The sequence below is a fragment of the Aliibacillus thermotolerans genome, from assembly GCF_027853235.1.
Classification (GTDB): Bacteria; Bacillota; Bacilli; order Bacillales; family Marinococcaceae; genus Aliibacillus; species Aliibacillus thermotolerans.
The window spans coordinates 84,877-96,501 of the sequence record NZ_WKJG01000050.1 but is presented as its reverse complement, the minus strand read 5'-3'; the positions used below and the strand labels follow the sequence as shown (position 1 = coordinate 96,501).

Here is an 11,625-nt window from a genome sequence, read left to right as displayed (position 1 = left end):
AAAGTGAGAAAAAAGATAAAGTGAGGGGATAACCATGTGTTTAATTACGTTTGCATATCACGTCCATCCAGATTATCCGCTCATCTTAGTAGCGAATAGAGATGAAGTACGTCATCGACCAACAAAGTCGCTTCATCGTTGGGAAGATGCAGATATCATTGGGGGGAGGGACTTAGAAAAAGGAGGAACGTGGCTAGGAGTCACTTCTACCGGTCGGTTTGCAGCCGTGACGAATGTGAGAAATCCGATGGAAAAAGAAAAAGAACGTTCTCGTGGTGATATCGTCACAGGATTTTTACAAACAGATCAGCCGGACGAATTTTTAGCGAGAATGAACGAAGAAAGAGAACGATACGGAGGTTACAATCTGTTATGTGGCGATGAAAAAGAATTATTTTATGTCACTAATCAAGATCGTATCGAAAAACATCCCCTTGCGCCAGGTGTTTATGGATTAAGTAACGCCACTTTAGATACGCCATGGCCCAAAGTAGTGAAAGCTAAAGAACGATTGTCCTCGCTCATATCCAATCGTGCGCCTTTTCGTGCCGACGATTTTTTCGCTTTTATGTCAGATCGCGAAAAAGCGAAGAAGGAAGAGCTCCCGGATACCGGGGTAGGGGAAGAACTCGAAAAAGAATTGTCTTCTTTGTTTATTCATATGGAATATTATGGCACCCGTTCTCAAACGTTCCTCCTACTTGAAAAAAACGGGACAGTAACGATAGAAGAGCGTACCTTTGAAAAGAATAACGCTTTGGGACCTCGGACGAAAATGACTTGGAATACGCGGGCGGTTCCCGCGGAGTAATGGACGACAGCAGTCGTTCCTCTCCACTATAAAATTTCACGTACCATATTTAATTATTAATAAAATTTTGTTACAATGATAGCCAATAGGGAGGGGCATGAAGATGGAACAACAAATTAAAGTCGCGCCGTATAAATCAGGAAGATATATCGGAAAAGTGTTAGATAATAAAAATGATCGCTCGTTATTTGAAGTGCTATCAGTCTTAAAACATCCGAATCAAGGAGACCTTCATCATCCAAAACAAGTAGAGGGAGTATATTTTCATGAACGAAAAGCTCTTGCTTATCGAGAGAAAGTGTGGATTCCAAATCAATTGTTACAGCCTTATGATAGAGAAATTCCGCCATATGAGGAGTCTTTGAAAGAAGCTGTGAATGCTTTACGAGACGAATTAGAAAAGATGAATAACGATTACGGAAAGAAATCATTAGAAACGTTAGCGAAAGTAGTGGAGAATTATTCTTTCGAATAAAAATCATCCTCACCAACAACGTCAAGTTGGTGAGGATGATGGGTACTTATTTGCATGTTGAAATGAATGAAGACGAATGGCTAATTCCATTAAAAATAAATCATCGGCATGGTCAAGTTTTAATCCAGTTAAACTTTCAATTTTTCTCAGGCGATATGATAATGATTGTCGGTGTAAATTAAGTGCTCGCGCCGTTTTACTTACGTTACAATTATGGTGACTATACACTTGAAACGTATGAATTAAATTAATTTTTCGTTCGACCGAATATTTTAATAATGGTGCAAGCAGCACTTCGGTCATTTTTTTTAACTCATCATTTTCTAATAGCGCAAGCAGCGCGCGGTCGAGCTGGGTATCTTCGTACGTATGAATAAACCCTGCATGATGATGTCTTCTTCCTGATTCTAAAGCGGCCGTCGCTTCTTCATAACTTGTATGGAACGCATATTTTTCGCATGTTTTTGCAATCCCCCAAGAAAGTAAGAGATGGGGATTTTTTTGATGGAGTCGATATTGGAATAACTCGATGAATGGATAGGCAGACTCCATCGGATTATTCGCCATGACTTCCAAAAAAATGATTAACTGGTGATGTTGAAACGTGGACATCGTTTGCATATGGAGTGTTCGTCCGGCTAGATACACTTCTTGTTCGAGCGTTTTACTCCATTGATCGAGCCAATCGTCAAAGGAAAAATATTTTCTTTGTTGCTGTTCGTAAACAGTTTCTCCATTTTCGATCGTGGCGACAATACATAAATACGGGATATTTAATCTGTAACCAAAGGACTTGGCCCGCGTAATTGCTTCTTTATGGGAATGATACTTTCCTTGCGCTAAATTCCATACGAAATCATCTTTGAGCCGTAATTCGGTTTCTTTGGCTGTCTTGTCATGGAGGAAACAAAGCGCAAGAGAGGTAAGCGCGTGTTCAAGTAAGGTAAAAGTTTCTTCTTCGATCCCTCCTTGTTCTTGTTTCGGGTGAGGCCATTCAATGACAAGAAATCCTAAAACTTCCCGAGCGCTTTGAATCGTTAATTGTAATAAAGTGGATTGTTCTCTTGCGATCCAGTGCATGTTCATATGATGAAGGGGAGGAGAAGCAGTATTTTTTTGTTCTTCCACATAATAGAGAGGATCCCCGTATCGCAGTAAGTGAGCATTCCATCGGTCGGCGAAAGAAGGGGAGAGGGCACTTGTTGTCACGATCACCCCTCGGCGATCTGTCACAATGGTCGGTAATTGCAACGATTGTTCTACATAAGAAGCAATTGCCTGAAATCCTTCACCATTTAAAACAAAGTCGAGTAATTTTTTTCTTACCTTATCGGACGATTGAACAATTTTTTTCTCCTTCTCATTTAAAGCAACGGAAATTGCATGACTCACATCAGCAAAGCGCACGTACCATGGAATTGTAATTAACGGAAAGTGATGGCGTTCGCAAAAAGCAATGAGAGAGTTCGGGATGGTTTGCACGTAAAGACCTGTGGCGATGACGAGCGCCGCTGCTCCTGATGCAATGACATCTTTCGTAAAGTCGAGACATTTCTGTTCATCGTGTTGAAAAGCGATACCGAGAGTTAGCACACACTCATTTTTCCGCACAAAATTTTTCCCGGCCGTTTCAACGATAGAGGCCCATTCAACCGGGTTTTGGAAACCGGCCTGTGTGAGACATTGGGCTTCTTTCATGATTGGAAGTTGAAGAACATCTCTCACTGTTAACCCATGCAAGTCCGTTCTCTCCCTTCTATTTTTTTCTATTTATTATATCATATGAGCAATTTTCAAAACTTTACAAACTGTCGTGAAAGATAAGTTCAAGTTCATACAACTTGATGAATGTTTATTTGTGTGGATTTTCATATGATAAGAGTAGTTGTCGTTTGTTTAATGTGAAGGCGGGAAAGGAATAGCATCAATAGGATGAGGAGGTGGTCGCTTGAGATATGAAGTTCCACTAATGACAAAAGCCCGTGCATTACATTCCCACTTAGTCGCATGGAGAAGGTATTTACATCAACATCCGGAGTTAAGTTTTCAAGAAAAAAATACGGCACAATTTGTAAAAGAAAGATTAAACCAAATAGAAGGAATGCGAGTTCTCTCGGGAAAAGAAGCAACAGGGGTAGACACAGGTGTCGTTGGTATCTTAGAAAATGGCCCGGGACCGGTAGTATTACTTCGTGCCGATATGGATGCGCTTCCGATTCAAGAAGAGAACGATATCCCTTACAAGTCCATGTATGATGGCATCATGCATGCTTGTGGTCACGATGCCCATACTGCCATTTTATTAGGATGTGCTTACTTGTTGTCACAACAAAAAGATATTCGGGGAACGATGAAATTTTTGTTTCAACCAGCGGAAGAAGTTACTGATAGGTTTGGAAAGTCTGGTGCTTCCTATGTTGTTGATAGCGGTCTTTTAGATGATGTTGCAATTGCTTTTGCCCTTCATATGGACCCAGATATGACGGTCGGTCACGTAAAATTGCATCCGAAAGAAAGCATGGCAAATGTAGATACTTTCCAGGGAAAAGTGAAAGGAACGGGTGGACACGGTGCATATCCTCATCATGGAACGGATCCGATTTGGATGTCATCCTTTGTCATACAAATGATTCAAGGGATCACAAGTCGCAACATTTCTCCTTTATCCAGAGCAGTGGTGAGCATTGGCGAAATAAAAGGAGGAGCGAGCACAAATGTTATTCCAAAAGAAGTATTTATACAAGGAACGATGAGAAGTTATGATCAAGAAACGAGAAAACAATTGGAAAATGAACTTCGCCGTGCGCTGTCTATTGTTGAAACGATGGGCGGTACGTATGAATTAACGGTCACAAAAGGAGAACCAGCATTATACAACGATGAACAAGCAATTTTTCATCTTCAACAAGCGATTGAAACATTGTATCCAACCTTTACGATTCACGAAGAACCGTATGGACTGGGCGGAGAAGATTTCGGTTATATTGCAGAAAAAGTTCCTGCCGCGATGATGTTTATCGGGGCTGGCTTTCCTGACAAAGAAAAGCGAGGACTGCACATGCCCCGTTTTAATATAGATGAAGAAGTGCTTCCAAAAGCTGTAGCAATCTTATCTCATGCAACTGTAAGTTATCTGAGTCATTTTTAAGCGGACCAACTTATCTGAAAGGTGGCGGATCGAAATGACGATGAAAATTGCAGGGAAAAAAATGCTACTTGGTGGGCAATGGGAAGATAGAGAAAATAAAATAAAAGTGTATAACCCTGAAAACAACGATTGGATTGACTCCGTTCCCGCGGCAACGAAAGAAGACGCAATAAAAGCAATTAAAATTGCTAATCAAGGTCGCAAAATAGCAGAACAATTAACGGTTTATGAGCGAATGAATATATTAAATCAAGCAAGTGATTACATTGAAAAACATCATGAAGAATATAGTTCACTGATCGCGTTAGAAGGGGTAAAAACAATCAAGGAAGCACGCAAAGAAACGACTCGCGCGATTGAAACGTTACGATTAAGCGCAGAAGAAGCAAGAAGACTTACAGGTGAAACGATTCCTTTTGACCAAATGCCCGGGAATAACGGTCGTTTTGGTTATTATTATCGTTTCCCAATCGGTGTGATAGTGGCGATTACTCCTTATAATGATCCATTAAATCTAGTAGCCCATAAGCTTGGACCTGCAATTGCCAGCGGGAATGCAATTATTTTAAAACCTGCAACAGAAACGCCATTGAGCGCTTTAAAAATGGCTGAAGCTTTCGTACATGCAGGTCTTCCAGAAAAAGTATTAACCGTCATTACCGGACGTTCCCGGGATATTGGAGACGTTTTAATAGAAAGTAAGGAAGTACACATGATTAGTTTTACAGGTGGGCTTGCGACTGGAGAAGAAATCTCAAAAAAAGCAGGAATTAAAAAATTATCGATGGAACTCGGTTCAAATTCTCCGGCCATTGTACGAAAAGACGCCGACCTTCCTCACGCTGCACGTGCCATTTGTTCCGGTGCTTTTTCCGCCGCGGGACAAAATTGCCTGAGTGTTCAGCGCATTTATGTTGAAGAAGACGTCTATTCTGTTTTCAAAGAAAAATTACTAAAAGAAACAGCTCAACTTCGGCTAGGAAGTAAATTGTCGGAAGAAACAGATATCGGACCACTCATTAATGAACAAGAAGCAGAAAAAGTGGAAGCGTGGGTGAATGAGGCAGTGGAAAAAGGAGCAAACGTGTTAATCGGTGGGATGAGAGATAAAACGACCTATACGCCGACGATTCTTGAAGACGTACCGAAAGAGGCTACCATTCATGATGAAGAAGTGTTTGGTCCTGTCGCTATGTTATTTCCGGTAAAAAATCTCGAAGAAGCGATTCAACGAGCAAACGATGTAAATTATGGCCTTCATGCGGGAATTTTCACACGGGATATGGAGTCCGCTTTCCAAGCAGCACATTCCTTGCAAGTGGGAGGCGTCATGGTGAACGATAGCAGTGATGTTCGCATTGATGCGATGCCTTTTGGTGGTGTCAAAGGTTCCGGACTCGGCCGGGAAGGGGTTAAATATGCCATGAGAGATATGTCAGAAGAAAAAGTAGTTTCCTTTCAATTATCGAATGAATCATGAATAGTTAAGCATCGCTTCCCTAGGAATGGAAAATGCGCTCTGTTCGGAAAAAGGGGTGATGACATTGGAACGTATTTTTGCGAAAGAAGAGTATTTAATGCGATTAAATAAAACGAAACAAAAAATGATGGAGCATGGAATTGAAGTGTTACTCATAGCGAATCCATCCAATATGTATTATTTGACAGGATATAATGCGTGGTCATTTTACGTCTATCAAATGCTCATTGTAATTATTGATGAAGATCAGCCACTTTGGATTGGAAGAGAAATGGATGCTCCTAGTGCGGTCGCTACGACGTGGTTAGATGAACATCACATTATACCGTATCCGGATGAATTTGTTCAATCGACAATAAAACATCCGATGGATTTTGTCGCAAATATTTTATCAGAAATTGGTCAAGGAAACCGTAAAATAGGGTTAGAAATGGACTCTTTTTATTTCACGGCGATGTCTTATGAACGAATCATACAAGGACTTCCTTATGCAGAGTTTAAAAACTTAAGCACTCTCGTTAATTGGGTCCGTCTTATTAAGTCGGAAAAAGAAATTCAATGTATGAAAAAAGCGGCCAAAATTTTAGAAAATGCAATGAATGCTGCGTATCATTCCGTCGATATTGGGGTACGAGAAAATGACGTCGTCGCTGCGATTAACCAAGCGCAAATTAGCGGAACAATGGATTATGGTGGAGATTACACATCGATTGTACCGATGATTCCAACAAACGAAAATACAGCAAGTCCTCATTTAACTTGGACAGACAGACGCTACCGATACGGGGATTTTATGACGATTGAAATCGCTGGATGTTATCGTCGTTATCATACTCCGATGGCACGAACAATGGCAATCGGGAAAGCACCAAAAAAAGTGACAGACTTAGCTAAAGTCGTGATTGAAGGGATCGAAACAACATTAGAAGCGATCAAACCAGGGATGACCGCAGAAGAAGTTGAAAATATTTGGGCGAAAACTATCGCAAAACATGGATATTATAAAGATTCCCGACTCGGTTATTCTATCGGATTAAGCTATCCACCTGATTGGGGAGAGCACACCGTTAGCTTTCGTAAAGGAGATCGTACCATTTTACAACCAAATATGACCTTTCATTTAATGCCAGGCATATGGATGGATGATTACGGAGTAGAAATTACCGAATCCATTCGAGTGACTGAAAAAGGATGCGAAGTATTTGCCAATGTCCCCCGCGATGTGTTTATTAAAAAACCGTCAAACATTTCAACAATGACACTGCAAAACGAAGATCAAGTTGGTTCATAACGACTTACTTCCGAAGCTGGCAAAAGTATATTAATCATAAAAATCCGAACTATCCATTAGCTCGGATTTTTCTTTTTAGAGTGATTCTAGCGTAGGCAGAATACGTAGACTCCGGCGTAGGGTAAATGGAGACGGACTAAAACCGCGACGTCCTGTCGCAACGTCCGCTACTTACACGTCCTGTGCGTCGGAAGACCCAAGAGCGGTGTTTTTCCCGCGAGGAGGCTGAGGCCGTGCCTGCGGAAAGCGAAGTATTCTGACGAAGCGGTAATTATTGTTCGTGTTTTATTGAGTCTTCGTTTTTCTTGTCATTGGCTGATTCGTTCATGTTGTTCATATCTTTTGCAAGATTTTTCACAAACATGATAGCATAATAATATTAATGGTCTTCAGAAGGAAGGCGACAGGAATGAAGGAAACATTATTCGGAAGACTTACTTTCCTGACAGTGTTACTTTATTTAACGAGTTTATTTTATGACAGTGCCTTTATCACGTCCCTTTATAGTGGATTAGCATTTTTGTTATTAATCGCTGCTTTAGTAAAAACAAATCGAGCGAATCGCATGGTGTTAACCCTTCTTCTCGTTGGAGGAGGTGTTCTTTTTTTCTGTTATCGTGTTGACTGGCTCACTGTGTTACATAGTTTTGGATCGAACTTAAACTTAATCACTTTATTTGCCTTAATTCCGCTATTTGGTACGTTTTTATCAAAAGCAGGATATTTAGAATCGTTGCAACACGTGTTATTCAAAAGAGAAAAAGCAAAAAAGGGACATCCTTATCGATTAGGTTTTATTTTGACCGCTTCGATTGGATCGCTTTTAAATTTAGGGTCCATGCCGCTTGTACACAAAATTGGCACCGAAAGTTTTTCTTCTTTTCATAACAAAAGATTTAGCATGATGATTTTTAGAACTTTTGGCTTTTGTATGCTTTGGTCGCCGTATTTTGTTAACGTAGGACTTGTGTTATCTTTATATGATTTATCTTGGCAACAGATCGGAGTCTACGGTATCGGAGCTGCAACTCTTTACGCATTCGCAATTTGGTTCTTTTTCCCAAAAACGACATTTGAGACAGATGAAAAAATTGTAAATACGAGAATGAAGCATGATCACAATGAAAAAGTGACATTGCGTCCTTTTATTTTATATGCTTTCTTGCTCATTATTCTCTCTGTCATCTTAGAATTCACGTTACCATTTTCCATGTTAACGATTGTCTCACTTCTTGCGATTATCTATCCACTGGCTTGGGCAATTTTCATACGGATCAGTCATTCTTATCTCCAAGAAGTGAAAGAGTATGTCACAACTTCTTTTCGTCATTTATTCAATGAAATTGGTATTTTCGTGACGGCAGGTTTTTTTGGAGAAGCACTGGTTCAAAGTGGCTTAGGGGTAAATTTGGCGGAAATGGTCGTTTCATTTTCCAAAGGCATTCTTCTTCTCGTTATTTCGTTATTTATGATGATGATTATTCTTTCTTTTATCGGAATTCATCCAGTCATCATTGTTTCGGTATTAGGAACTTCTTTTGTTCCCGAGTCGATAGGAGTGACTCCAGAGTTTATGGCTATTTTTCTATTATGTGGCTGGGTATTATCCACGCAATCAACGCCATTTTCTGGTTCTGTCTTAATGGGGTCGCATTTAATGAAAGATTCCCCGTGGAAAGTATCAAAGAAAAATATACCGTTTGTTATAGGCATTTTTGTCTTGTTTACTTTGTACTTAACATTTGTGCATACATTCTTCATGTCATAACAAATAGAAAGGGAGTAGTATGAATCGTAATCAACTATTATTTAATTATTTCCTTGTTTTTGTTGTCATGATGATTTGGGGGCTGAATGTCGTTTTATTAAAAGTGCTAGTGGAACATATGCCACCAGCAACGATGCAAGCCTTGCGAATTTTTACGGCAGGTGTTGTCCTCATTCTTCTGATTGCAGTGAAGCGAGAATGGACTCGTTTTCAAAAACAAGAAATGAAAAACATGCTACTTGCTTCCATTTTTGGTGTGGTAGGACATCATTTCTTTCTCGCGTTCGGTCTCATGCATACGACAGCGGTGAATGCCTCATTAATTTTAGCATTAGTTCCATTAGCAACGTCGCTATTTGCGATGATATTGCTCGGTGACCGCATCACGAAATGGCGTTTATTCGGTATTTTTCTCGGATTGATCGGTGTGTTTTTTATTACAGCTACAGGAGAAGAAGTAGAGTGGGGACGGTTAAGTTTAGGAGATACATTCATTTTTTTAGCAGTCATTACCCAAGCCATTAGCTTTATTTATATACGGAAAGGGACGAAAACCATTTCAACTCGAGTATTTACCGGTTACATGTTTATCATCGGTTCTGTCATCTTATTTTTGATTAGTCTCATCATGGAACCAGGAAGAGTAAATGAAGTCTTTCAAGTGCCTTGGGAAGTGTGGAGCGTGTTTCTTTTATCGGCAGTGTTTGCCACTGCCATTGGACATCAAGTGTTTAATCGTTCCATTCAAATTATCGGTGCGGGAGAGACCGCTGTCTTTAATAATATCGTTCCTTTTTTTGGGTTAGTCAGCGCAGCCATTTTTTTAAAAGAATCCATTTATCCCTTCCAATGGCTCGGTTTTCTCATTGTCGTTATCGGAGTTTTATTTGGAACGGGTTATGTGGAAGAAAAAATGTTGCAAAACCGTCAAATGAAACAAAAACGAACTCATTCATGATGAGATTCTTTTTTAGGAGGAACTTTATCCACTCCTCCTGGATGAAAAGGATGGCATTTCACGATTCGTTTCACAGTGAGCCATAACCCTTTCCATACCCCAAAGCGTTCAATTGCCTCTAAACCGTATTGGGAACAAGTAGGATAAAAACGACAAGTAGGGGGAGTGAGAGGAGAGATCCATTGACGATAAAATCGAATCAGCGCTAGAAAAATACCTTTCATTGGAGACTCCTTTCAATCCAAGCAACAAAATGAAGAGACTGTCGCTTGAATGACAGTCTCTTTTTATTATACGACACATTAGCTAATGAAAAAAGTTTGTTTTGTTTGCAGTTGCGTTCGTAATGTATTCGTTTCTTCTTCATTTAAGCGCACCATTGGTAAGCGAACATTTCCAGAGATGATCCCTTGTAACTCCAGGGCTGCTTTGACAGGTACTGGATTTGCCGCCATAAACATTGCTTTCATTGTTGACAGTAAGTGACGATGAAGTTTTGCTGCATAATCATGATGACCGTTTAAAAAGCTTTGAATCATGTCTTGCATTTCTCGCCCAATAACGTGAGAAGCAACAGAAACGACTCCTTTTCCACCAATAGAAAGAACTGGAAGCGTTAAGCTATCGTCTCCTGAATATAAATGGAAATTATCTGGTGTATGTTCAATGATGGTGGCCATCGCATCTAAGTCACCACTTGCTTCTTTTACTGCCGTAATATTTTCCACTTGAGATAGACGAATAATGGTTTCCGGTGTCAGTCCAACGGCTGAACGGCCTGGTATGTTGTAAAGCATCACAGGAAGATCGGTCGATTCAGCTACTTTCTTAAAATGTTGATACATTCCTTCTTGAGAAGGCTTGCTGTAATATGGAGTAACAAGCATAATACCGTTAACACCGGTTTTTTCCGCTCGTTTTGTTAACTCGATGGAAGCTCTTGTGTTATTGCACCCTGTTCCTGCAATGACAGGAACACGTCCATCGACAGTTTCAACTACATGTTCAAACAATCGTATCTTTTCATCCACAGATAACGTTGGAGATTCACCAGTTGTTCCAGCAACAACAAGACTATCCGTTCCATTGGAAATTAAATGATTTACGAGCTTTGTCACTGATGTAAAATCTACTTCTTCCATTTCATTAAATGGAGTCACCATCGCTGTACTAATTCTACCTAAATTCATGATTCATCACCCTCTTAAAAAATTTCGACACTCGTCAACGATCGACAAATGAGGGCTGGTTCAAGCTGGAATGCTGTTTTTTCTTTAAAAAAAGCAATGAGGAAAGGGCCTCATTGCTGCTTAACGCTCCAGTAACTTATAGAACCGATTAAGCGTGCTAGCCCTCCATATAGTAAAGTTCCTTTACTATATGACAGTTCCGTACCTATTCGATACGAAACCAGCTTCCAACTTATGAGGAGTTGAAAGCTTCGGCAAATCCCCCTTTCAGCAATGTTCAACGGATCTCATAACTCCTCGCATTGCTTACTCATGGTCATTGCACCTCTAACCACACTTCTCAAAAGAAGTAGGATATTTCAATTGTTCGCTACTGTAACCATATCAAACAAGCTAAAAAAATGCAATGAAAAGACAATAAAAAGTATAAAAAGTGAACGAGTTGAAAGTGATGTTATTTTCGAAATACAAGAACGGTTACTACCATGGACAAAAAACGTCGAA

Annotated in this window: 10 protein-coding genes and 1 riboswitch; of the genes, 7 read left to right on the top strand and 3 right to left on the bottom strand. The window is 40.0% G+C overall.

Annotation, left to right across the window (positions count from 1 at the left end; genetic code table 11):
* The first annotated feature begins 34 nt into the window (after window positions 1-34).
* Both GJS40_RS08920 and kapB read left to right on the top strand, forming a co-directional pair.
* Window positions 35-811 (top strand): NRDE family protein, encoded by a 777-nt coding sequence (locus GJS40_RS08920; RefSeq protein WP_270897524.1) that lies wholly within the window; start codon window positions 35-37, stop codon window positions 809-811.
* A 103-nt stretch (window positions 812-914) separates the two neighbouring features.
* The gene (gene kapB / locus GJS40_RS08915) at window positions 915-1,286 is read left to right on the top strand and encodes a sporulation phosphorelay system protein KapB (RefSeq protein ID WP_270897523.1); all 372 of its coding nucleotides are present in this window, start codon (window positions 915-917) and stop codon (window positions 1,284-1,286) included.
* A 21-nt stretch (window positions 1,287-1,307) separates the two neighbouring features.
* Here kapB and GJS40_RS08910 read toward each other — a convergent pair whose 3' ends face one another.
* Complete coding sequence (locus GJS40_RS08910) at window positions 1,308-3,026, bottom strand: PucR family transcriptional regulator (protein ID WP_270897522.1); 1,719 nt, start codon at window positions 3,024-3,026, stop codon at window positions 1,308-1,310.
* Between the two features lie 208 nt (window positions 3,027-3,234).
* Between GJS40_RS08910 and GJS40_RS08905 the strand changes: the two genes are divergently transcribed.
* From GJS40_RS08905 to GJS40_RS08885, 5 genes are all read left to right on the top strand, one after another.
* Window positions 3,235-4,434, top strand: a complete 1,200-nt coding sequence (locus tag GJS40_RS08905; protein WP_270897521.1) for a M20 metallopeptidase family protein — start codon at window positions 3,235-3,237, stop codon at window positions 4,432-4,434.
* Window positions 4,435-4,468: 34 nt separating this feature from the next.
* The gene (locus GJS40_RS08900) at window positions 4,469-5,914 is read left to right on the top strand and encodes an aldehyde dehydrogenase family protein (RefSeq protein WP_270897520.1); all 1,446 of its coding nucleotides are present in this window, start codon (window positions 4,469-4,471) and stop codon (window positions 5,912-5,914) included.
* A 73-nt stretch (window positions 5,915-5,987) separates the two neighbouring features.
* Window positions 5,988-7,205 (top strand): M24 family metallopeptidase, encoded by a 1,218-nt coding sequence (locus tag GJS40_RS08895; RefSeq protein ID WP_270897600.1) that lies wholly within the window; start codon window positions 5,988-5,990, stop codon window positions 7,203-7,205.
* 409 nt (window positions 7,206-7,614) lie between these two features.
* Window positions 7,615-8,973, top strand: a complete 1,359-nt coding sequence (locus GJS40_RS08890; RefSeq protein ID WP_270897519.1) for a hypothetical protein — start codon at window positions 7,615-7,617, stop codon at window positions 8,971-8,973.
* 19 nt (window positions 8,974-8,992) lie between these two features.
* Window positions 8,993-9,931, top strand: a complete 939-nt coding sequence (locus tag GJS40_RS08885; RefSeq protein ID WP_270897518.1) for a DMT family transporter — start codon at window positions 8,993-8,995, stop codon at window positions 9,929-9,931.
* On the opposite strand, the gene yidD is transcribed toward GJS40_RS08885, so the two are convergent.
* Together yidD and dapA are read right to left on the bottom strand one after the other, a co-directional pair.
* Window positions 9,922-10,155, bottom strand: coding sequence for a membrane protein insertion efficiency factor YidD (gene yidD, locus GJS40_RS08880; RefSeq protein ID WP_270897517.1), 234 nt, complete (start codon window positions 10,153-10,155; stop codon window positions 9,922-9,924). The two genes, GJS40_RS08885 and yidD, sit on opposite strands and share 10 nt — an antisense overlap.
* 78 nt (window positions 10,156-10,233) lie before the next feature.
* Window positions 10,234-11,121, bottom strand: coding sequence for a 4-hydroxy-tetrahydrodipicolinate synthase (dapA, locus tag GJS40_RS08875; RefSeq protein WP_270897516.1), 888 nt, complete (start codon window positions 11,119-11,121; stop codon window positions 10,234-10,236).
* Between the two features lie 150 nt (window positions 11,122-11,271).
* Window positions 11,272-11,459: riboswitch (Lysine riboswitch) on the bottom strand.
* Between the last annotated feature and the right edge of the window lie 166 nt (window positions 11,460-11,625).

Bases quoted from the DNA above. Each gene is read 5' to 3' on its own strand.
- GJS40_RS08920 (WP_270897524.1), top strand. From the start codon at position 35: ATGTGTTTAATTACGTTTGCATATCACGTCCATCCAGATTATCCGCTC.
- kapB (WP_270897523.1), top strand. From the start codon at position 915: ATGGAACAACAAATTAAAGTCGCGCCGTATAAATCAGGAAGATATATC.
- GJS40_RS08900 (WP_270897520.1), top strand. From the start codon at position 4,469: ATGACGATGAAAATTGCAGGGAAAAAAATGCTACTTGGTGGGCAATGG.
- GJS40_RS08890 (WP_270897519.1), top strand. From the start codon at position 7,615: ATGAAGGAAACATTATTCGGAAGACTTACTTTCCTGACAGTGTTACTT.
- GJS40_RS08885 (WP_270897518.1), top strand. From the start codon at position 8,993: ATGAATCGTAATCAACTATTATTTAATTATTTCCTTGTTTTTGTTGTC.
- yidD (WP_270897517.1), bottom strand. From the start codon at position 10,155: ATGAAAGGTATTTTTCTAGCGCTGATTCGATTTTATCGTCAATGGATC.
- dapA (WP_270897516.1), bottom strand. From the start codon at position 11,121: ATGAATTTAGGTAGAATTAGTACAGCGATGGTGACTCCATTTAATGAA.